Source organism: Dokdonia donghaensis DSW-1 (genome assembly GCF_001653755.1).
Classification (GTDB): Bacteria; Bacteroidota; Bacteroidia; order Flavobacteriales; family Flavobacteriaceae; genus Dokdonia; species Dokdonia donghaensis.
Genome location: NZ_CP015125.1, coordinates 1,120,252 through 1,143,043 on the forward strand (window position 1 = coordinate 1,120,252; position 22,792 = coordinate 1,143,043).

At 39.4% G+C, this 22,792-nt stretch carries 19 protein-coding genes; 9 read left to right on the top strand and 10 right to left on the bottom strand.

Going from position 1 to position 22,792, the window contains the following annotated elements:
• Together I597_RS04890 and I597_RS04895 are read left to right on the top strand one after the other, a co-directional pair.
• A complete protein-coding gene (locus I597_RS04890) occupies positions 1-759 on the top strand; it encodes a sulfite exporter TauE/SafE family protein (RefSeq protein ID WP_035327054.1) in 759 nt (252 codons plus the stop codon).
• Between the two features lie 58 nt (positions 760-817).
• Positions 818-1,885, top strand: a complete 1,068-nt coding sequence (locus tag I597_RS04895) for a ThuA domain-containing protein (RefSeq protein ID WP_035327056.1) — start codon at positions 818-820, stop codon at positions 1,883-1,885.
• Positions 1,886-1,893: 8 nt separating this feature from the next.
• On the opposite strand, the gene I597_RS04900 is transcribed toward I597_RS04895, so the two are convergent.
• From I597_RS04900 to I597_RS04925, 6 genes are all read right to left on the bottom strand, one after another.
• The gene (locus I597_RS04900; protein ID WP_035327058.1) at positions 1,894-2,115 is read right to left on the bottom strand and encodes a hypothetical protein; all 222 of its coding nucleotides are present in this window, start codon (positions 2,113-2,115) and stop codon (positions 1,894-1,896) included.
• Positions 2,116-2,237: 122 nt separating this feature from the next.
• Complete coding sequence (locus tag I597_RS04905) at positions 2,238-3,305, bottom strand: cytochrome-c peroxidase (RefSeq protein ID WP_035327060.1); 1,068 nt, start codon at positions 3,303-3,305, stop codon at positions 2,238-2,240.
• Complete coding sequence (locus I597_RS04910; protein WP_035327062.1) at positions 3,306-4,055, bottom strand: MbnP family protein; 750 nt, start codon at positions 4,053-4,055, stop codon at positions 3,306-3,308. It abuts the gene before it with no gap.
• 8 nt (positions 4,056-4,063) lie between these two features.
• The gene (locus I597_RS04915) at positions 4,064-5,512 is read right to left on the bottom strand and encodes a hypothetical protein (RefSeq protein ID WP_052111916.1); all 1,449 of its coding nucleotides are present in this window, start codon (positions 5,510-5,512) and stop codon (positions 4,064-4,066) included.
• A gap of 2 nt (positions 5,513-5,514) precedes the next feature.
• Positions 5,515-6,756: a choice-of-anchor B family protein gene (locus tag I597_RS04920; protein WP_035327064.1), complete on the bottom strand. Its 1,242-nt coding sequence runs from the start codon at positions 6,754-6,756 to the stop codon at positions 5,515-5,517.
• Positions 6,753-8,180 (bottom strand): choice-of-anchor B family protein, encoded by a 1,428-nt coding sequence (locus I597_RS04925; RefSeq protein WP_035327067.1) that lies wholly within the window; start codon positions 8,178-8,180, stop codon positions 6,753-6,755. Before I597_RS04925 ends, I597_RS04920 begins: the two co-directional genes overlap by 4 nt.
• 146 nt (positions 8,181-8,326) lie before the next feature.
• On the opposite strand from I597_RS04925, the gene thiL reads away from it, so the two are divergent.
• Entirely contained in the window at positions 8,327-9,379 is a 1,053-nt protein-coding gene (gene thiL, locus I597_RS04930) for a thiamine-phosphate kinase (protein ID WP_035327069.1), read from the top strand.
• On the opposite strand, the gene I597_RS04935 is transcribed toward thiL, so the two are convergent.
• Positions 9,376-9,630: a hypothetical protein gene (locus I597_RS04935; RefSeq protein ID WP_035327071.1), complete on the bottom strand. Its 255-nt coding sequence runs from the start codon at positions 9,628-9,630 to the stop codon at positions 9,376-9,378. The two genes, thiL and I597_RS04935, sit on opposite strands and share 4 nt — an antisense overlap.
• A 156-nt stretch (positions 9,631-9,786) precedes the next feature.
• Positions 9,787-10,578: an alpha/beta fold hydrolase gene (locus I597_RS04940; RefSeq protein ID WP_035327073.1), complete on the bottom strand. Its 792-nt coding sequence runs from the start codon at positions 10,576-10,578 to the stop codon at positions 9,787-9,789.
• A gap of 35 nt (positions 10,579-10,613) precedes the next feature.
• Here I597_RS04940 and brnQ point away from each other — a divergent pair, with 35 nt between their 5' ends.
• Positions 10,614-11,888 (top strand): branched-chain amino acid transport system II carrier protein, encoded by a 1,275-nt coding sequence (gene brnQ / locus I597_RS04945; RefSeq protein WP_035327075.1) that lies wholly within the window; start codon positions 10,614-10,616, stop codon positions 11,886-11,888.
• Here the strand turns inward: brnQ and I597_RS04950 are convergent.
• A complete protein-coding gene (locus I597_RS04950) occupies positions 11,885-12,541 on the bottom strand; it encodes a hypothetical protein (protein ID WP_035327077.1) in 657 nt (218 codons plus the stop codon). The genes brnQ and I597_RS04950 overlap by 4 nt on opposite strands.
• Before the next feature lie 99 nt (positions 12,542-12,640).
• Between I597_RS04950 and I597_RS04955 the strand changes: the two genes are divergently transcribed.
• Positions 12,641-13,966 carry an aspartate kinase gene (locus I597_RS04955; RefSeq protein ID WP_035327079.1) on the top strand — a complete coding sequence of 442 codons (1,326 nt, stop codon included), beginning with the start codon at positions 12,641-12,643 and terminating at the stop codon, positions 13,964-13,966.
• Positions 13,967-14,040: 74 nt separating this feature from the next.
• Here the strand turns inward: I597_RS04955 and I597_RS04960 are convergent, their stop codons facing one another.
• The gene (locus tag I597_RS04960) at positions 14,041-15,333 is read right to left on the bottom strand and encodes an aminopeptidase P family protein (protein ID WP_035327081.1); all 1,293 of its coding nucleotides are present in this window, start codon (positions 15,331-15,333) and stop codon (positions 14,041-14,043) included.
• A gap of 165 nt (positions 15,334-15,498) precedes the next feature.
• Here I597_RS04960 and I597_RS04965 point away from each other — a divergent pair, with 165 nt between their 5' ends.
• From I597_RS04965 to I597_RS04980, 4 genes are all read left to right on the top strand, one after another.
• A complete protein-coding gene (locus I597_RS04965; protein WP_035327083.1) occupies positions 15,499-18,372 on the top strand; it encodes a WD40/YVTN/BNR-like repeat-containing protein in 2,874 nt (957 codons plus the stop codon).
• 257 nt (positions 18,373-18,629) lie between these two features.
• Complete coding sequence (locus tag I597_RS04970; protein ID WP_035327085.1) at positions 18,630-19,298, top strand: succinate dehydrogenase cytochrome b subunit; 669 nt, start codon at positions 18,630-18,632, stop codon at positions 19,296-19,298.
• 11 nt (positions 19,299-19,309) lie between these two features.
• Entirely contained in the window at positions 19,310-21,322 is a 2,013-nt protein-coding gene (locus I597_RS04975) for a fumarate reductase/succinate dehydrogenase flavoprotein subunit (RefSeq protein WP_035327087.1), read from the top strand.
• Between the two features lie 9 nt (positions 21,323-21,331).
• On the top strand, positions 21,332-22,078 hold the full coding sequence (locus I597_RS04980) for a succinate dehydrogenase/fumarate reductase iron-sulfur subunit (protein ID WP_035327089.1): 747 nt from the start codon (positions 21,332-21,334) through the stop codon (positions 22,076-22,078).
• The last annotated feature ends 714 nt before the right edge of the window (positions 22,079-22,792 follow it).

The following is a 22,792-nucleotide window of genomic DNA, read 5'->3' on the forward strand; positions in this document are numbered from 1 at the left end:
GTGACAGAATTACAAACATATGCTATCGCCATTATAGGAGCCTTAATAGCTGGTGGGATTAACACCCTTGCAGGTAACGGTAGCGCCATAACACTCACCATACTAACCGAGGTGCTAGGCTTACCTCCTAATGTAGCAAACGGCACAAACAGAATAGGCATTTTTACACAGTGTGCAGCAACCTCGTGGGTTTTTCACAAAAACGGGAGGCTTAACATCGCTCGTCATAAAAAGTACATCATTCCCATTTTTATAGGCGCGGTTGCGGGAGGGTTGCTTGCTATAAATGTAAGTAATGAGCAGTTTAGAGCTGTGTTTAAATTTATGATGCTCTTTATGCTTGTTGCTGTACTCGTAAGACCTAAACGCTGGTTACGAGAGACAGACCTTGAGTTTAGACCTAAGTGGTATATCTACATTCCGTTATTATTTGCACTAGGCTTTTATGGAGGGTTTATACAGATGGGGATGGGAGTCTTCTTTCTTATTATTATGGTGCTGGGTATGCGTATGAATATCATAGAAAGTAATGCGCTTAAAGGGTTTGTCATAGGTCTCTATACGTTACTAGTGATAGGCCTCTTTCATTATCAAGGTCTTATTGACTGGAAACTAGGGTTTATTATGGCTGTGGGACAAACCATAGGAGGTTTTCTCACCGCTCGCTTTGCCACAAAGTATAAGGGAGCAGATAAGGTGGCTTACTATGTTTTAATAATAGTGCTCATAGCAGCTATTGCAAAATTATTTTTATTTTAAGTGTCCGCTTTCGCGAAAGCGTGATACCCACTCACATTATCAAAAAAAAACTATTTATATGAAAAATCTCTATCTAGCAGCACTCACTTTTATGTCCATTATAGTAATAGGATGTGGAGAGCAAGGTCAAACAGAAAAGCAAGAAGAGATGCAGCCCAAAAAGTTGCGTGCACTCGTAATAGATGGTCAGAATAATCACGGAGTATGGCCTAAAACTTCGGTGATGATGAAATCTTACTTTGAAGAAACAGGCCTATTTATAGTAGACCTTCATCGTGCAAAATACTTGTATCAAGGGCCACACCACGGCACTGTAGATGGTATTAATCACGATAGTATAACAAAGCTGGTAGATCTATATAGATGGGAAGATTATAGAGTACATACCTCTACAGACACCATTACGCCAGACGCTAGTTTTAATCCACAATTTAATAAGTATGATGTGGTTATTTCAAATTTTGGGATGGACTCAAGCGAGTGGACAGATGAGGTAAAATCTAATTTTGAGCAGTATATGGCAAGCGGTGGAGGACTGGTAGTTGTACACGCGGCAAATAATTCCTTTGGAGACTGGGAGGCATATAACAAGATGATAGGTGTAGGTGGCTGGGGTCATCGTGACCTTACCAAAGGAAAACAGATCTATTATAATGAAAATGATGAGCAAGTTATTGCTCCTGTAAACGGTGAGGAATCTTCTCACGGTCCAGAGGTTGAGTTTTTAATTACGACCAGAGCACCAGAGCATCCTATTATGAAAGATCTACCTGCGGAGTGGTTACATACTAAAGACGAGTTATATGACCGCTTGCGTGGTCCGGCCGAGAATGTAACGGTGCTAGCTACTGCATACTCAGATGTAGAAGGTAATGCGCAACCGTGGGCACCAGAAAATAAGGGGTCTGGGCGTTCAGAGCCGTTACTTATGACTATAAACTATAAGGAGGGTCGCGTGTTTCATACAGCGCTAGGACATATGGATTACTCTATGGAGGGTGTTGGGTTTATTACAACACTACAAAGAGGAGCAGAGTGGGCAGCTACAGGGAAGGTAACCCAAGAGGCGCCAAAAGATTTTCCAACAAAAAAGAGCGCAAAAATGCGCTCTTATAATTCTTTATAAAAATGTAATTAAGCAGCAAGTCTACCCTTAATACGTTTCTCTATTTTTTTCTTTTTTACCGTAAGACGTTTCATAACCTCCATAAGGTGGCTATCTTTTGTTTTTTTGTAAATCTCGTTTATGGCAAGAATGAGTTTCTTTCCTTCTCTAGAAGCGGCAACCCTGTCGCTTGTAGACATATGACTCATTGTTCTATTTTCATAAACTTCAGCTTGTTGTAAGAGGTCCATAACTAATTTGTTTAATTTTTGGTTAAATTAATTAAACATTGTTTATTTAGCTAGAAATTAATGGCATTTATGATTATTTTATGATTTAAAAGCCTTATATGCAAGTCAAACCAAAAGCATTGTTAAAATTCTTTAAACCTGTTGTCTAGCAAGAAGTCGTTATCTGTAAGTGTTTTAAGAAAAGTAATGATTTTTTCTTTTTCATCTTGGGTAATATCTAGGCCTAGCGTGCCATCTGGGCGCACTAGAAGTGGGTCTAGATTATCACTAGCAGTAACACCATTCGTATAAAAGTCTAGTACATCTTGTAGTGACTGCAATCTACCATCGTGCATATATGGAAAGGTGATCTCTATATTACGTAAACTGGGTACTTTAAACTTTCTATTATCTTCTGGCAACCCAGTAACACGCTCCCTGCCTATATCATTAAATGCTGGGTCTATGGCTAGTCCATTATTGCGATATGTCTGGTCTGTTTGCAAGGTGCCTGCGTGACAGCTAGCACACTTAGCATCAAAGAGAATACGACCCGCATCTTCATCTGGGGTAAGTGTGACGGCCTCACCACGTTCCCACTTGTCATATTTTGAGTTTGCACTTATCATCATCACTATAAATTGTGATAATGCCTTAAATGTGCGCTCTGTAGTAATCTCTTGGTCACCAAAAGCATTTGCATATAACTGCGGATAGTTGTCATCATCACGCAGTTTATTAAGCACATTAGAGATGGTTTCGTTCATTTCCTTTTCTGCAGTTATGGGGATAATAAATTGCGAGTCTAAAAACGTTGCGGCACCATCCCAAGTAAAGTCTGCCATAAATGCTAGGTTATGTAACGGCTGTGCATTGCGACTACCTATTTGCCCATCTACACCGTGACTGGTGATATGTGTATGATGGGTAAATGCAAACTCTTGTATGTGACAAAAACCACAAGAAACAACTCCATCTGAAGCGAGCCTGCCGTCAAAAAATAGTCTTTTACCCAGCTCAAAGCCTTGCTCTGTAGGTGGATTTTGGGTAACGTCATACGTACTCTCCGGAAAATTAGAAGGGATCTCAAAATTAAGCGCAGGATTTGGTAACGGCGTGTAGCCATCATCTGTCATTACGCTAGTGTCATCTGTGCCTTCTGTAGAGCAGGAGATTGAGATGAAAAGCAGTATGTATAATAGTTGTTTCATTTATTCTATACTAAATGCTGTACGTACATTTTCGGCAATTTTTGGAGCATTTTCTGGGTCTACTTGTATATCATCTTTGGCTACAAGAGACATTGTATTTGTGCTGTCAAAAATCTTAGCCACATCAAAATTAATAATTTGAGTTGTGGTGGATGATGCGGTTACCGCTTTCGCGAAAGCGAGATTAATTTCCTTATAATTATCCAGATTAGCACCGTGACTCCCTACGTGATAAGTAAACGGGTTTGCATCATCTGTATCTACTGTGGTTGAATAAGTACCTTCAAATTTTAAAAATTTATATCCTGCAGACCACGTCCATAACATACCAGCCTCCTCTGCGGTAGGAATAAAGTTTACAGAGCCAGACTCAATAGGGTAGCGTGTAGGGTCTACACCAAAACCAAAGTTTATACCCGTATAGTCACCTACTGGGATGCTATCTAGTAGCGCCGTTTTTATACCTGCCTCGTTTATGATAAAGTAACTTTTATCTACCGGTATCGTATGGACGGTGTTATCTGACCTTGTAAGCTGTATGTTTGAAATAATATACTTTAGTTCTGAAACGCTGTACCCTTCGCCACTTAGGTTTGCATACGTTTGCGTGTTGAGTGTGAGTGGAGATGACGCAACGGTGTTCTCAAAGGCTAGGTTTAATGATCCATAAGCCGTACCCATATCATCATTATCTTCATTGCACGACAGCAAGAGGAGTGCGATTGTACATAAAGCGATTATCTGTTTCATAATATGATTTAGTTAAGTCTTATAATTACGGCATCTGTTGCTCCTTTTGAGGCAACTAGGGGTCCACTTGTGCTATCTGTGTCTCCAGCAATAATTAATGTTCCATCTGTAGTGGCGGTGATGCCATAGCCAAAATCTTGACCATTACCGCCAAAGGATTGTTGCTTAATCAACTCGCCGTCTTGATCTACAGAGACTACCCAGATATCGTTCTGGCCATTGTTAGTCGTTACCTGTCCATCTAGGCTACGCGAGGCACCCGTTATAGCATATCCATCTGGCGTTTGTGTGATACTGCGAGTGGTTTCAAAATTGGACCCGCCTAGTGTTTTCTCCCAGAGTAGTTCTCCCTGGTCGCTTAGTTTTACTAGCCATACATCTGCGCTTCCGCGAAAGTTTGTTACATCTCCATCACTACTTCTCGTATCTCCGGCTAGTAGGTAGGCTCCATCTGGTGTGGTGGTAGCTGTATATGCAATTTCTATCTGGCTTCCTCCTAGCGATCGCTCCCAGAGTAAATCTCCGCTAGCACTAAGCCTCACTGCCCAGAAGTCATAACTTCCTTGCGAGTCTGATATGTCAAAGTCGTTACTCTCTGAGTTACCTACCATAAGTATCCCGCCATCTGGTGCTTGTAAAGCCTCATATGATCTATCGTTATTTGTGCCTCCATAATACCTTCTCCACACTAGGTTACCGTTTGCGTCCAGTTTATGACCCCAAAACTCTCCTACGCCGTGTAGCGTAGCACGCGTATTATCGTTTGTGTTATTTGGGTCTTGTAAACCGTCATTACCTTCTCCTTGAGATGCTGTTACGTCTAGAAACCCTGAGGTAAAGAAGCCACCATCTGTAGTCTGTATGAGTCCATATGCCTGATCTGAACCCGAAAAGCCATAGCTCTTCTGCCAGAGTATATTTCCTTGTGCATCAAGTTTTGCAATCCAGTGATCATAAAAACCTGCATTTTCTGTCATATCACCATCGCTGCTCTCGCTGTAGCCTAGTATGGCATATCCTCCATCTGTGGTTGTAATTACTTTTGTGCCTCGGCTATCCTCACTGCCGCCATAAGTTTTTGACCACTCTATGGCACCATCTTGATCTGCCTTAACAAGCCACAGTTTATTAATCTGGCTGTCATTATCTGTCACGTCACCATCTACACTTTGTGTATGGCCTAAAGCAGCAAACCCTCCATCTGGAGTCACTGTAATGGCTTGAAAGGTATCAACCTGGCTTCCGCCATAAATGCTTGTGTATTGCACGGTAAAACCTTCTTCTGGAGTGACGGTATCGTCTGTGTTTACTACATCATCTGTTATCGTGATATCGTCTGTAAGAAGTTCTTCATCATCTTTACAAGCAATGGCAAGGATGAGGAGTATACAAAGGGAATAAGTACGCTTTCGCGAAAGCGTAAACCACATCATATTTATAAATTTATTTTTTTTCATAATTAAGTGCCAGATTTACGAATGATAAAGAGGCCCCGAGAGATATCTGAAATGATAATGTTACCACTATCAAAATAAGGGTAAACACTCCAAGCCCCACTAAACTCTGTAGCATCATTTTCTGGGTGTGTGTCAAAAGAACCAATATCTGTTATACTCTCGAGACTACTGCCGCTTATATCTGCAATGCGTAGCCCTGCGGTGTAATTAGTTAAGTATAAATCAAAATCTTTTACATAAAGATTGTGGTCTATGGCCTGTGTAGGGCCAAAATATGGACCGGTGTAAACGGGGTTGTCTAGATCTGTAAGATCAAATACGAGTGTTCTTGAGTTGAATCCGAATTCGGTTTCATCAAACTCATCATTTGCATAGTAAATTGTATGGCTCTCATCAAACCAGCCTTGATGTATGTAGCCTACATTATCTTGATTTACGGTGGCGATAAGTTGTGGGTTATCTTTATCTGTCACATCTGCTATGACTACAACATCTTCATTACTGGCGAGTAAAATCTCTCGCCCTACATAATCTATATCTGGACCGTTGTAAGTCACTACTTGGGCGTCGTGTGTATAACCAGATCCTTCATAACCCCCTGCTGCAGTAGGACTCGTGGGTGTACTTATATCTATAAAATGAGGACCTCCTAAAAATGTTTCTGTACCTACAACATATGCAAAACCTGAATCTTCATTTATAACAATATTATGGGCGTTGCCTATGTCTGTGTATAGTGCATCTGCATCAAAGGTTATGGGTGTGTTTTGTGCATTACGCAATCTTGTGAGGTCAAAAACTTGCATCCCGTGGTTTGCTGCCTCACTCACAATAAATGCGTGGTCATTATACACCTTAATATCTCTCCATCTTGAGTTTATAGATGCCGTAGGGAGTTTACCTATAATGGTAGGGTTTTGAGCATTTGTTATATCTATAAAAATGGTGCTCACCTGGCCTCCTAGAATAGCATATTCTCGTGATGTTGTAGCATCTGTCCAGCCCCAGATGTCATTAAAGCCTGGTTCTCCTATAGTCTCTCGTGATAGATGCGACATAAGATCATAGTTTGCACAAGGGTAGATATCTGCCATTCCATTATCGCAGGGTGTGCGTACAAGTATATCTGTAACTACTTGTTCTGGTGTGGTAGGCTCTTCGGGTACTGGTAACCCTGTAGCATCATCATCTTTACAAGAGAGAACGAGAAGTGCTAGAATGAGTATGTAAGAGGTTATCTTCATTGTACAATTAGTCGTGTAGTGCTGTGTTCTGTTTTTACAAAGTAAACACCTTTATTTAATTCTCTAACAGATATGGTGCCATCCTCAAGGAGTGTCTTTGCAATAACTATTTGTCCAAGAACATTGTAAATCTTTACATCGCCTATAGTTTTATTACTAGAAAGATGTACTTCATCTATTGCAGGATTTGGGTATATGGCTACCGAGATATCTTGGTTATCTATATCATTAACGCCTAGAGAGCTGTTTTGTTTTACAAGAAAAAAACCACCGCCTCCACTTAGCACGATGTTACCACTCTCAAAATAAGGATATACATTCCAAAGTCCGCCACCAAATCCCGCCGAATCATTTGCAGGATAAGTGTCAAAGAAGCCCATCTCTTCTATACTACCATTTTCTATACCTGAAATATTGATAAGTCTCATCCCTGCACGATAGTTTGATAAATAAAAAAGATCACCTAGTACATAGCCGTTGTGGTCTATTGCCTCAGTGGGGCCTTCATACTCAAAAGACAATACAGGGTTGTCAAGATCATTAAAGTCAAAAACAATAGTTCTAGTGTTAAAACCAAAGTCTATTTCATCTGTTTCATCACCTAGTAAAAAGTATCTTTGGTCTTCTGTAAACCAGCCTTGATGTGTATAGCCTATAGTAGGGTAGGTAATTGTTGAAATCTCAACGGGATTAGCTTTATCTGTTATATCTACAAGTGCGACAATATTTGCATTGCTTCCTATAAGTATTTCTCTACCTGTATAATCTGTGTCTGGACCGCTATAAGTTACTACCTGTGCATCGTGACTGTAATTGTTAAGCCCATAACCTCCAGCTGCCGTAGGATTTGTGGGGTCAGAAATATCTATGAAATGAGGTCCTCCGTTAAAGGTTTGTGTACCCACGGCATATGCATATCCGCTCTCAGGATTGATTACAATATTATGTGCATTACCAAAGCCATCATAGTGAGCGTCTTCTGTAAAAGTTACAGGAGTAGCAGTTATGTCTGTAAGTCTTGTGAGGTCAAAAACTTGCATACCGTGGCCATTTGCTTCACTTACTATATAAGCGTGATTTTCATAAACCTTAATATCTCTCCATACACTTTCTGTAGTGTGCGTAGGCAAAGTACCTATAAGAACAATTTCATTTGGGTTTGATATATCTACAAAAGCAGTACCGTTGCGTAAGCCTATTATGGCGTACTCTTTACCATCATCTGGATTAGTCCATCCCCAGCTGTCATTTACAAATGTAGTGTTGAGGTCTGCCTCAGAAAGTCTGTCTTGAAGATCAAAACCAAAACAAGGAAACTCACCCGCCATTCCATTCTCACAAGGTGTTTGACTAGATAATAGCGTTACCTGAAAAAGTGTAAAAAGAATTGCAAGTAGAATGTTTAGAGTAATTTGTAATCTCATAGGTGGAGGATTAGAATAGATAAATATACTAATGCAACAAGTGAGATGAGTAATTCCCTACAAAGGATTACTCTATTTAACACTTACCTAGCTGTCAAATTAGTTTTTATTGATCTTTAGAAATAGGTTTGATTATCTTTGCGGCTATGTTAGAAGATAAAAATCAAGAGCGCACATCATTATCAGAATTAGGTGAGTTTGGACTTATAGATCACCTTACTAAACACTTTAAAATACACCATACATCTACTGTAAAAGGTGTTGGTGATGATGCTGCAATTCTCAATTTTTCAAATGAGCAGGTTGTGGTTACTACAGATTTGCTTATAGAAGGGGTGCATTTTGATCTAAGCTATGTGCCTTTAAAACACCTTGGGTACAAAGCAGTAATGGTAAATCTATCTGATGTATATGCGATGAATGCAGAAGCTACACAGATAACCGTATCAATAGCAGTTTCTAATAGATTTCCCCTAGAGGCAATAGAGGAGTTATATGCAGGTATACAAACTGCGTGTAATAATTATAAGGTAGACCTTGTGGGAGGAGATACAACCTCGTCTAATGTAGGTCTCGTTATAAGTGTTACTGCTCTAGGAAAAGCAATACCTGAGGAAATTACTAAGCGATCTACCGCAAAGGCTGGTGATTTACTTGTAGTATCTGGAGATGTAGGAGCAGCATATATGGGGCTGCAAATCTTAGAAAGAGAGAAAGCTGTTTTTAAAGTAAACCCAAGTAGCCAGCCAGACCTTGAGCAATATAGTTATCTTATAGAAAGACAACTTAAGCCAGAAGCACGTAAGGATGTAAAATCTATCTTACAATCCCTAGAAGTACTGCCTACATCAATGATAGATGTGAGTGATGGCTTGTCATCAGAGATATTGCACATCTGTAAAAATTCAGGTGTTGGATGTAATCTGTATGAGGATAAGATTCCGTTAGATCCACAAGTGATAAGTAGCTGTGAAGAGTTTGAACTTGATAGCACAACCATCGCACTAAGTGGTGGAGAAGATTATGAGTTGCTGTTTACTATTAAACAGGAAGACTTTCCAAAAATTAAGGCAAACCCTAATTTTTCAATCATAGGTCATATGACCGAAGAAAAAGAAGGAGCTCACCTTATAACAAGAGCAAATACTAAGATACCTCTTATAGCTCGTGGTTGGAATGCACTTTCTAGCGAAGACTAGGAAGTACGTGACATTTTAGTGATGTAAAAATTTTCGTACACCTCGTTAATGCGACGCATTTTTGGGGTAAGTGGGGTGTAGTGACCGTAACCATCTAGCGTATATTGTTTCTTGCAGTGCGTGCACTCAAATTCTTTTAAATGTGACTGGTAACGCTTTGTAAGACGATACTTGTGTCCGAAAATTTTGCAAGCAACAGCGGCTAGTTGATTTCTTTTAGGTTGTAGGGGGGTAAGTTCTATGGATTTCATTTATTATGATTTGGGATAACAAAGTAAATAAATATCTGTGAAATACACAAATTTACCGACCAAAAGCACTAAAATTAATTTATATGTTAAAGTGTTTTAACTATTTACAAGTAGTGAAAGTATAAAATGCCTTATTAGTTTTTACCTACTTTAGGTCTAATCCCGACTTGAAGATGTTGTTACAAATTCTTCCAGAAGCTGCGCCACTAGTTCTGTGTGTGAGATATGAGACATATGGCCGCTATCTATGATTTTAAAAAATGCTATGTCTTTTTCAAAGTGATCTTTATGAGTTTCTGCATTTATAATCCAGTCTGTAGCTCCTAGTATCATTCCTTGTGCAAAGGGAGCTTTTTTCCAGAAAGTGCTGAGGTCCTCACGTACTTGCATTCCACTATTTGCTGCAATATATCCTTGTACAGGAGTTTTTAACGCGTGATCTAGGGCTTCACTTATTTGATCGTGGTTGTTTGCTTTTGTCTTGGGATCAAAAAGATTTGTAAAAGACATACGTACTAGCTGCTCGTACTGTGTTTTTGCCATCTTATTTGCCCTTGTGCGCAATGCTACGCGCTCATCGTCATCTGGTAGTGGTGTTGAGTTAAGTAAACATAGTGATGTGATACGTTCTGGTTGCGCTTTCGCGAAAGCGAGACCCACATAACCACCCATAGAGTGGCCTACTAGATGCATTTTTTTGATTGCTAGAGTGTTAGCCACTGTTTGTACAGCGGCCGCCATATCTTCCATAGTGTGGACATACCCAGTATTACCAGAAGCGCCGTGTCCCAAAAGGTCAATACAAATGACTCTATGTCGTGATGCAAGTTTACTTTGTATAGCGTCCCACATAGTATGGTTTTCAAGAAAACCGTGAAGCAAAATAATAGGTGTGCCAGATCCTGTATCTGTATAAAAAATGGAAGCACCTTTGTGGTTAATGGTCATTAGTTCTATATTGGAGGGCAAATATCAAGCAACCTATGAGAATGACCAAACAAACCTTCATTACAGCCTTTGCACTGTTCTCTCTTTTTTTTGGCGCAGGTAACTTAATTTTACCTCCATTCTTAGGCTATAATGCCGGGAGCTCTTGGTGGTTAGTACTTTTAGGTTTTATTGTATCTGCAGTTGTGATACCTATACTCGCCATCTACGGGCACGCTAGATTGCAAGGTACAATGCTAGACTTTGCAAAAAAGGTATCGCCACTATTTGCTTTATTATATGGTATAATTGTTTACGCAATCTCTATTGCACTGCCAGCACCTCGCACTGCCTCTGTAACCTATGAGATGGCTATACAACCATATTTTGATATCTCTAGTTTAATTTTAAGCAGCCTCTATTTTACCCTTGTTTTACTTTTTGTGCTCAATAGGTCAAATATGATGGACATTGTAGGTAAGTACCTCACACCAGCCATATTAATTATACTAGCTTTGGTGATAGGTATAGGACTCTTTGCAGAGTATGAGCCTATGCGTGCTTCTATTTTTGACAATACAATTACAAGCGGTATACTTGAAGGTTATCAAACTTTTGATGCTATAGGAGGTGTTGTGGTAGGAGGTGTAATTGTCATATCATTAGGATTTAAAAATAGCACCCCTGTAGAAAATAAGAGAATCATCACACAAGGAGGAATCATTGCTGGCTTAGGGTTGTTGTTTATTTACGGCGGCCTTATCTACTTAGGTGCTTTGCGCAGTGGTGGTCCAGAAATCACAGATCGCACGGCTTTATTATCTTTGCTTAGTGTAGATACACTAGGAGATGTAGGTAGCAGAGTGCTTTCGGTATTAGTTAGTCTTGCCTGTTTTACAACGGCAGTGGGTATTGTCACGGGTACATCAGACTTTGTAAAAGGTATTTTTAATAACTCACAACTTGCATATAACATAACTGCGGTATTGGGTTGTGTGCTGGGTGTGGTAATGGGACAGCTAGATGTAATGTCTATTATAGCCGTAGCCGTACCTGCACTTATGTTTATTTACCCTATAACCATTGTGTTGATTATACTCAATGCCTTACCAGATAAGTGGACAACGGTACTTGTATTTAGGTCTGTAGTGATTGCGACTATTTTATTTAGCGCGCCAGATTTCTGGGCATCACTAGGCTATAGTGAGCAAATGAAGGGTATACAAGAATTTATACCCCTAGGCACGGTAAGCTTAGGCTGGTTAATGCCAGCTGTGATAACACTTATTGCGGTAAATGTTTTTACGCTTTCGCGAAAGCGTACTACTTAAGATTGTAATTTTTTAATGGCAGAAAATGCTCTGTCTACAAGCTCATCTTCTACCAGAATTATAAATTCATTTGTAGTTGAAATTACCTCTTGAAGCGATATACCTTCCCAAGCAAGGCGTTTAAAAATCTGATAATATAAGCCAGCAACAGCTGTGTTACCTTGCGGCAATCGTATACTTATAGCCGAAAGGTTGCCTTGAAAATTGAGTATGTTTTCTGTTTTAAAGTGATCTCTTATGTGCGCCTCCTCACTAGCAGAGCTTATAAGTGTGCTCTCGTGTATACCGCGTGTAAAGGTGTAAAAAACTTGCTGGTTTGTAGCGATGGTACTAAGTATCTGAGCGTGGTTTTGAATGAGAGTTCCAGAGTTTTGAAATGTAAAAACGATTAGTTTTGAGCGTACCGTGATATCACCTAGTCCATTAAGGACCTCCTTGAGTCGCAATGATTTTTGAGTATCTGTAGGAGAAGCATATCGTCTCAACGCCATAAGTATAGCGCCGTCTTTTACAGGCTTTTTAAGCATCTTAGATACTAGCGGATTTAAGTTTTCGGCCAGTGCTGCATAGTTTATTATCTTTTGAGATAATGCTTCTTCTAGGTAGGGCTGCTTTGCAATAATGGCCGCTACGCAATCTGATATTGTATTCAAATCGTTATATAATTAACATTTTGTTCAAAATTAGTCTATTTTCTTCATTTATGCGGTTAGAATGAGTAACAGAAATACATTTGTATAAAAATGTAACCTATGCAAGTATTAAAATTTGGAGGAACCTCAGTAGGATCTATAGAAAATATGGTGTCTGTACGTCATATCATAGACTCACCACAACCTAAGATTGTTGTACTATCTGCAATGTCTGGTACTACAAATGCTCTTGTTGCTATTGCAGCTGCAGCACGAGAAGGTGACGTAGCTACAGCACATAAAACAAGAGGAGAATTACAATCTAGATATGATGATGTTATTGAGCAATTGTTTACAGATAAACATATTAAATCTCTGGTTATAGGATATGTAGATGAGGTGTTTGCAGAGGTAGAGAGAATCACGGTAGAGAAGGAAATCACCTTGCAAATGGAAGAAGCTATTGTCGCTCAAGGTGAGTTGCTGTCTACATTTATATTTTGTCACTTTTTACAACAAGAAGGTCTTAGTGCTGCTTTATTACCAGCATTAGAGTTTATGAGAATAGATAAGGATAATGAGCCAGACCAGTTTTATATACGTCAGAATCTTGACCGCGTGATAGAAAACGCGGGTCAGCATACCATTTACATCACTCAAGGCTTTATATGTCGCAACTATAGTGGTGAGATATCAAACCTACAACGAGGAGGAAGCGATTATACAGCAACCATTGTAGGTGCTGCAATTGAGTCTAGCGAGGTGCAAATCTGGACAGATATAGATGGTTTTCATAATAACGACCCGAGGTTTGTAGAGGAGACAAAAGCAATAGGTGCCCTTTGTTATGATGAGGCGGCAGAGCTCGCTTACTTTGGCGCAAAAATATTACACCCCCAGACTGTACAACCCTTGCGAGAGGCGCGCATCCCTTTACGTTTAAAAAATACAATGGAGCCAGATGCTTCTGGAACCGTAATTACTCACAGGTCACAAGGTGAAGGAATCAAAGCTATAGCTGCCAAAGATGGTATAACCGCACTTAAAATAAAGTCGAGTAAAATGTTACTCGCACACGGTTTTTTAAGCAAAGTGTTTGACGTATTTGCACGCTACGAGACCTCTATAGATATGATTACCACATCAGAAATTGCAGTGTCACTTACTATAGATGATACGAGTAATCTTGATGCCATACTAACCGAGCTTGTACAATTCTCACAAGTTGTGGTAGATGACAAGCAAAGTATTATCTGTCTAGTGGGTAATGCGGTAAACCGTCATCCAGATACGCATAAACTTTTTCAAGTACTGCAAGATGTGCAAGTGCGTATGATTTCCTTTGGAGGGAGTGATCACAACATATCTATACTTGTGGCAACCGAAGATAAAAAACGAGCACTTTCTTTATTACAAGAGTATATGTTTGCAACCCCAGTTGCTTAATTAGAGAATCTAATTAAAACAAAAGCCCATCATTTTTAAAAATGATGGGCTTTTATATGATGTCACTAGATTGTCTAGCTATTCATAAGATCTTCTATTTCTTCTACCGTGATAGGGATATCACGCATAAGGTTAGAGGGTGCGCCAGTTTCTTGTATAACTACATCATCCTCTAGTCTAATCCCAAAACCTTCATCTGGAATATAAATACCGGGCTCTACAGTAAAGACTTGGTTTGCCTGCATAGGTTCGTGTAGTAAGCCATAATCGTGGGTGTCAAGGCCTATGTGGTGAGAAGTACCGTGCATAAAGTACTTCTTGAATGCTGGCCACTCTGGATTCTCATTTTGCACATCTGCCTTGTCTAGTAGTCCTAAACCTAGTAACTCAGAAGTCATAATCTTACCTACCTCTACGTGGTATTGCTCCCATAAAGTTCCTGGTACGAGAAGTTTTGTGGCCTCGTCTTTTACTTTTAATACCGCATTGTAAACAGCTTTTTGTCTATCTGTAAAACGACCACTCACTGGTATGGTGCGGGTCATATCACTAGAGTAATTTGCATACTCTGCACCTACATCCATAAGGATGAGGTCTCCAGCTTTACATTGCTGGTTGTTTTCTATATAGTGAAGTACGTTTGCATTATTACCAGAAGCAATAATAGGTGTGTAGGCAAACTTTTTAGAACGGTTTCTTAAAAACTCGTGTATATATTCTGCCTCAATTTCATACTCCCATACCCCAGGTTTTACAAACCCAAGCACACGACGGAAACCTTTATTTGTAATATCACAAGCCTTTTGCATAAGGTCTAGCTCTATTTGATCTTTTACAGAGCGCAGGCGTTGTAAGATAGGGTTGCTCTTTGCTACACTGTGAGCAGGATACTTTGCTTTCCACCATTTTGTAAAGCGGTCTTCACGTGTCTCGGTCTCAACACTTGCTCTGTAGTGCTCATTAGTATTTACATATACCGTATCTGCATAGGTCATAAGTTCTGAAAATACTTTTTCTAGGTCTTGCAGCCAGAGTACCGTTTTAACTCCAGAAGTAGCTGTCGCTTTTTCTTTGGTAAGTTTTTCACCTTCCCAGACAGCAATATGATCATTTGTTTCTCTTACAAAAAGAATCTCGCGGTACTTCTCTTTTGGACAGTCCGGGAACATAACAAGTACAGACTCTTCTTGGTCTACACCACTTAGGTAAAAAATATCACGGTGTTGCTCAAAAGGGAGTGTACTATCTGCACTCACGGGGTAAATGTCATTACTATTAAAAACGGCTAGACTATTTGGCTTCATTTGTGCCATAAAGTTTTTGCGGTTTTTTATAAAAAGTGCGTTGTCTATAAGGTCGTATTTCATTGTAACTCTTGATTAGAATGTAAAAATACGAATTTGGGTACGCTTTCGCGAAAGCGTAACAACTCATAACCCCAAAAAAGAACTCACACGTGTTAAACTAAATCCAAAAGTTTTCTTAAAATAAGTCCTTTGCGTATTTTCATTGCCTTATAAAATCCAAACCAAATGAACATACGTTACTTTCTAGCATCTGGAGCGCTGCTTTTTGCGCTTGCAAATGGAAACTCACAGCAAGCTGCATCTACAATGCAACAACAAGAGCAGGCTGTTAAAGAAAAAATGCTAGCAGCTCAAAATAGTCTTGTAAAAAATATCCCTTTTGAAAACATAGGTCCTTCTATTATGAGTGGCCGTGTGGTAGATCTAGCCATAAACCCAGATATGCCATCAGAGTTTTATGTAGGTTATGCTTCTGGAGGTTTGTGGTATACTAATAATAATGGGACCACATTTACCCCAGTGATGGATAATGCTCCTACTCAAAACGTAGGAGAAGTAACAGTACACTGGCCTAGTAATACTATCTGGGTAGGTACGGGAGAAAATAATGCATCCCGCTCTAGTTATGCAGGGATAGGCCTTCTCAAATCTACAGATGGTGGTAAGACTTGGAAAAATATGGGTCTTACAGACTCCCACCATATAGGACGTATTCTTATTAATCCAGAAAATCCAGATGAGGTTGTGGTAGGTGCTGTAGGGCACTTGTACTCAAAAAATGAAGAGCGTGGGGTTTATAAAACTACAGACGGTGGTCTCACCTGGAAAAAGACCCTGTATGTAGATGATGCCTCTGGTATCATTGATATAGATAATGATCCAAATAATTTTAACCTGATGTATGCCTCTTCTTGGGAGAAGGATAGAAAGGCGTGGAATTTTGAAGGCGCTGGTAGTGGCTCTGGTATTTACAAGAGTACAGATGCTGGTGACACTTGGACAAAGTTATACAGCTTTCCTGCTGGTAAGGGAGTAGGTCGTATAGGTCTTGCAGTGTATGATAAAAATACGGTATATGCTGTGCACGATAGCCAGTTTAGAAGAGAAGAAGGTAAGAAGCGACCACAAAAATCTGATGCTTTATACAAAGATGATTTTAAAACAATGAGTGTTGCTCAGTTTTTAAGCTTAGATAACAAACGACTCGATAACTTTTTAAAGTCTAATGGCTTTCAAGAAAAGTACAGAGCAGCAAACGTAAAGTCTATCGTAAGACAAGGTGATGCTGTACCTGCAGATATTGCAACCTACTTACAAACGGCAAACACACAGCTTTTTGATACACCTGTAGTAGGGGCAGAGGTATATAGATCTAATGATGGAGGGAAGACCTGGAAAAAAACACATAAAGGATACATAGATGCACTTTACTATAGTTACGGCTATTACTTTGGAGAGATTAATGTAAATCCATCAGATAAGGAAGATATCTATATTTACGGAGTGCCTATTGTGAAGTCTAAAGATGGAGGTAAAACCTTTACAAGCATAAGTGCAGAAAATGTACACTCAGATCATCACGCATTATGGATTAACCCAAAAAATGAAAATCACCTCATAAATGGTAACGACGGTGGTGTAAACATAAGTTATGATGATGGTGCAAACTGGATAAAGGCGAACGACCCTTCTGTCGGGCAATTTTACTACATACAGGTAGATAATCAAGAGCCTTACAACGTGTATGGCGGTCTTCAAGATAATGGTGTATGGGTTGCACCTAGCAATGCATCACAAGATAAATCTTGGTTGCAAAGAGGGCAGTACCCTTGGGAGATGATTATGGGAGGAGATGGTATGCAAGTGCAGGTAGATAATAGAGATGCCAATATTGTGTACACTGGATTTCAATTTGGTAGTTATTATCGTATTAACCGTGAGACGGGTGAAAACAAGAGATTTGATATCAAGCACGAGTTAGGAGAAACGCCTTATCGTTTTAACTGGCAGACGCCTATCTTACTAAGTAGTCATAACCAAGACATCTTATATCTGGGAGGTAACAAGTTAATGCGATCTATGAATCAAGGTGATGACTGGGTAGCTATAAGCCCAGATCTTACTAACGGTGGTAAGCCGGGTAACGTCGCTTACGGTACACTCGCTACAGTTTCAGAATCTCCGTTTGAGTTTGGACTTATTTATACAGGTAGTGATGATGGTAAGGTAAGTGTAACGACTAATGGCGGTGGCGACTGGAAAGATATTACAGGTACATTGCCAAAAGACTTATGGGTATCTCGCATTGTGGCAAGTGAGCATAAAAAAGAGCGTGTATATGTAACCCTTAACGGTTATAGATGGGATGATTTTAAAACCTACGTTTATGTTTCAGATAATTATGGGGAGACTTGGAAAGACATTTCGGCAAACATCCCTATGTCTCCGGTAAATGTTATTGTAGAAGACCCAGTAAAAGATAATATCGTTTATGTAGGTACAGATAATGGTGCTTATGTGAGTCTAGATGGTGGTAATTCTTATCACGCTTTCGCGAAAGCGGAATCTGGAGACGCCACAGCGCCATTACCAGCGGTAGCCGTACACGATATGAAAATTCAAAAGAAAGCAAACCATCTTTTGCTAGGAACCCACGGAAGAAGCATCTACAGAACAGATCTTAGTGCTATTCAAAACGTGTCTCTTAATAAAACGGCAGAGATTTTTGATATCGCCGAAGTTGAGCATAGCCGAAGATGGGGAACAAGCTGGAGTAATTGGTCTGATCCTTTTGAGCCATCTACGCCTGTAAGTTACTACACGAGCAACGCAGGTAAATACGAGTTAGTCGTAAAAAGTACAGAAGGAAAGGAGTTAAAGCGTATGGCTCTAAATCCAGCAGCGGGAATTAACCAAGTCTCGTATGACTTAACGATTACTGAAAAAGGAAAAAAATATCTTGAAAAAGCAGATAGTTCTCTCAATATTAAGAAAACTAAAAACGGAAAATATTATCTACCAAAAGGAACATATACTGTCGTTTTAGACGGTGGAGGAGGTAATACAGAAGTTGCAACTACCACGCTGTTAGTTGATTAGTAGCACTTTTAAAATCTTTTTTAGAACCCATTGCCTCGTAAGATGTAATGGGTTTTTTAATGTCTCGTAAGTCTTTTTCAAAAATTTTGAAAGTGTTTAATCATATATAGGTTTAGGTAGGAGGTGATTGTTAAATCTTGAACAGCTGCGTTAAGGTTTTTATAATGATTCTAAATAGCGAGAATACAAACGCTCTAAGGTTGCTAAAACAACGTTTGCGCCGTATTTTTGTTGGGATTATTCCAAACTAAAACTAAATGAGCGGATTATTAAAATCTTCAATAGGGCGTAAAGTAGCAATGGCACTTTCCGGACTTTTTCTTGTGATCTTTTTGACACAACACTTCGTGATCAACAGTACAGCTGTAATTGATCCAGATACGTTTAATGCTTGGTCCCACTTTATGGGTACAAACCCATTAGTACAGTTTGCATTGCAGCCTGTATTAATTTTTGGAGTGGTATTTCACTTTGTGATGGGCTTCGTGCTTGAAATACAAAACAGAAAAGCGCGTCCTATCAAGTATGCAAACTATAAAGGAGGAGAAGCAGCACCTTGGACTTCTCGTAATATGATTTTATCAGGACTGGTGATTCTTGCATTTTTAGGTCTTCACTTTTATGATTTCTGGATTCCAGAGATGATTCATAAATATGTTGAGTTTGCACCAGAAGATCCTACAAGATATTATGCAGAGACTGTGCATAAGTTTGAAAGCCCAGTGCGTGTAGCACTTTATGTAATATCATTTGTATTACTAGCACTACACTTATGGCACGGGTTTGCTTCTACTTTTCAGTCTGTAGGGTTTAATAATGCATACTCAAAAGGACTTTCAAAATTTGCAAAGGTTTGGGCAGTTGCAATTCCAGTAGGTTTTATACTTATTGCTGTGTACTTACACTTTAACCAAATCCCTCACTAAAAAATATAGCTATGGCATTAGATTCTAAAATACCTCAAGGACCACTAGCTGATAAGTGGACAAAACATAAAAATGACATTAATCTTGTAAACCCTGCAAACAAGCGTCTTATAGATGTAATCGTTGTAGGTACGGGTCTTGCCGGAGGATCTGCAGCCGCAACGCTTGCAGAGCTTGGGTATAACGTGAAAGCTTTTTGTTTTCAAGATTCACCTCGTCGTGCACACTCTATTGCTGCACAAGGAGGTATAAACGCCGCAAAAAACTATCAAGGAGATGGAGACTCAACATACCGTTTATTTTATGATACGGTAAAGGGTGGTGATTATCGCTCTAGAGAGTCTAACGTATACCGTCTTGCTGAGGTTTCGGCAAACATTATTGACCAGTGTGTCGCACAAGGAGTTCCTTTTGCACGTGATTATGGTGGACTATTAGATAACCGTTCTTTTGGAGGTGTGCTCGTAAGTCGTACTTTCTATGCAAAAGGTCAGACAGGACAACAATTATTACTAGGTGCTTACTCTGCGATGAACCGTCAGATAGGTCGTGGTAAGATTAAAATGTATAACCGTCACGAGATGCTAGACGTCGTAAAAGTAGACGGAAAAGCACGTGGTATTATAACACGTAACTTAATCACAGGTGAGATAGAACGTCACAGTGCGCACGCCGTTGTATTAGGAACTGGAGGATATGGTAACGTATTCTACCTTTCTACTAACGCGATGGGGTCTAACGTAACTGCCGCTTGGAAAGCTCACAAACGTGGTGCTTACTTTGCAAATCCTTGTTATACTCAAATACACCCTACGTGTATCCCAGTATCTGGTGATCACCAGTCTAAGCTTACCTTGATGTCTGAGTCATTACGTAATGATGGTCGTATATGGGTACCTGCAAAGAAAGAAGATGCAATCGCAATACGCGAGGGGCGTCTTAAGCCTACAGATCTTAAGGAAGAAGATAGAGATTACTACTTGGAGCGTCGTTACCCAGCATTTGGTAACCTTGTACCTCGTGATGTTGCCTCAAGAGCGGCAAAAGAGCGTTGCGATGCAGGCTTTGGAGTAAATAAAACAGGAGAGGCCGTTTACCTTGACTTTGCTTCGGCAATAGAGCGTTATGGTAAAGAGCAAGCATATGTACAACACCTTGATGCAAATGATAAGGCACTTGTAAAGAAACTTGGTCAAGAAGTTGTAAAAACAAAGTATGGTAACTTATTTCAGATGTACAACAAGATTGTAGATCAAGATCCATACAACACGCCTATGATGATTTACCCAGCGGTACACTATACAATGGGAGGTCTATGGGTAGATTATAACTTACAGACTACTGTAGAGGGGCTATATGCAATAGGTGAGGCAAACTTCTCAGACCACGGTGCAAACCGCTTAGGAGCTTCTGCACTTATGCAAGGTCTTGCAGATGGATACTTTGTATTACCATACACAATAGGTGACTACTTATCACACGATATACGTACGGGACCTATCTCTACAGATACTCCAGAGTTTGAAGAAGCAGAGCAAAACGTGCGTAAGCAGGTAGATGCACTTATTAATAATGAAGGATCTAAACCGGTAGATTATTTCCATAAAAAGCTTGGAAAGATTATGTGGAACAAATGTGGAATGTCTCGTAATGCGACAGACCTACAGAGCGCCATAGATGAGATCTCTGCATTACGTGATGAGTTCTATAAAGAAGTAAGAGTGCCAGGTACTCAAAATGAGTTTAACGAAGAGCTTGCAAAAGCGTTACGTGTGGCAGACTTTTTAGAGTTAGGAGAGCTATTTGCAAAAGATGCACTTACTCGTAATGAGTCTTGTGGAGGTCACTTTAGAGAAGAATCTGTAGAGCTAGACGGACCGCAAAAAGGAGAAGCACTACGTGATGATGAAAACTTCACATTCGTATCTGCTTGGGAATATAAAGGAGCGCCGAAAGATGCAGTATTGCATAAAGAAGAGCTTAACTATGAGAATATTGAAGTAAAACAAAGAAGTTATAAATAAGAAAGATATATGAAACTAACGTTAAAAATTTGGCGTCAAAAAAGCGCACAAGCTAAAGGACAAATGGTGACATACCCTATCGATGGTATCGATGGAGATATGTCTTTCTTAGAGATGATGGATGTGCTTAACAATAAGCTCATCAGTGAGGGAGAAGAGCCAGTAGTATTTGATCACGACTGTCGTGAGGGTATCTGTGGGTCTTGTTCTATGTTTATTAATGGAGAAGCACACGGACCAGATCGTCTTGTAACAACTTGTCAGCTACATATGCGCAAGTTTAAAGATGGTGAGACTATTACAATAGAGCCTTTCAGAGCAGATGGATTTCCAGTGATAAAAGATCTTATGGTAGATCGTTCGGCTTTTGATCGTATACAGCACGCTGGAGGATTTATTTCTGTAAACACTTCTGGTAATACACAAGATGCAAACTCAATTCCAATTGAAAAGGCAGATGCAGACGACGCTTTTGCTGCAGCAACTTGTATAGGTTGTGGTGCGTGTGTTGCAAGTTGTAAAAACGCCAGTGCAATGCTATTTGTATCTGCAAAGGTGAGCCAGTTTGCTTTATTACCACAAGGTCAAGTAGAGGCTACAGATCGTGTTCTTAATATGGTAAAACAAATGGACGAAGAAGGGTTTGGAAACTGTACAAACACAGGAGCTTGTGAGGTAGAGTGCCCTAAGGGAATTTCTCTTGAGAACATTGCACGTATGAATCGTGAGTACCTTTCTGCTAGTCTAAAAGGATAATATATAAGGTGTTATAGCCTAACAAATTATTGATATAAAAATCTCAAACTATATAGGTTTGAGATTTTTTTTTGCGCTTTCGCGAAAGCGAAATAAATACAACTCCTTGCATTTTAGGTGGTTGTGATTTAAAGCATATTTTAAAAAGGGGGCTTTTGACCCTAGTAGAAAAAGTTAGTAAAGACGATATTTGTAGTATAAGTAATCCCAATAAACACTTACCTATTTATGAAAATTACGATCATTATTATTGTTGTTATACTGCTTGCACTTGCTTTCATTTCTTAAAAAAAGGATTTATTAAGACTGCCTAGCAAAGTGTAATATGAGTTTTTATTGCTCATTTCATTAATTAAATAACCCTTAAAAGATTTTAAAAATTCCGTTCTTGAACGGAATTTTTTTTGTCATGATTCTTTTTAGTCAGACCTACAAATGGGTTCTGCAAATTCTTATTAAGACGTTATTAAAAACAGCTCTAAGCAAGCCTAAAACCCCTTGCTAGGCTAGTTTTGAACCGTTAAAATTATAATTGTTAATAAGATTTATTTTTGAGTTTAATTGTTTGAATATCAATATTTAACGTATTAATTTTTAGAAATTTTTATGAAAAGTAAAAATTAAGCTGTGTTGAAAACTTTGTGAATAACGACACTGTTAATTCTGAAACCTCCGGCTCTTTTTTCTTGATATTTGTTAGTCCCAAGTAGAAAG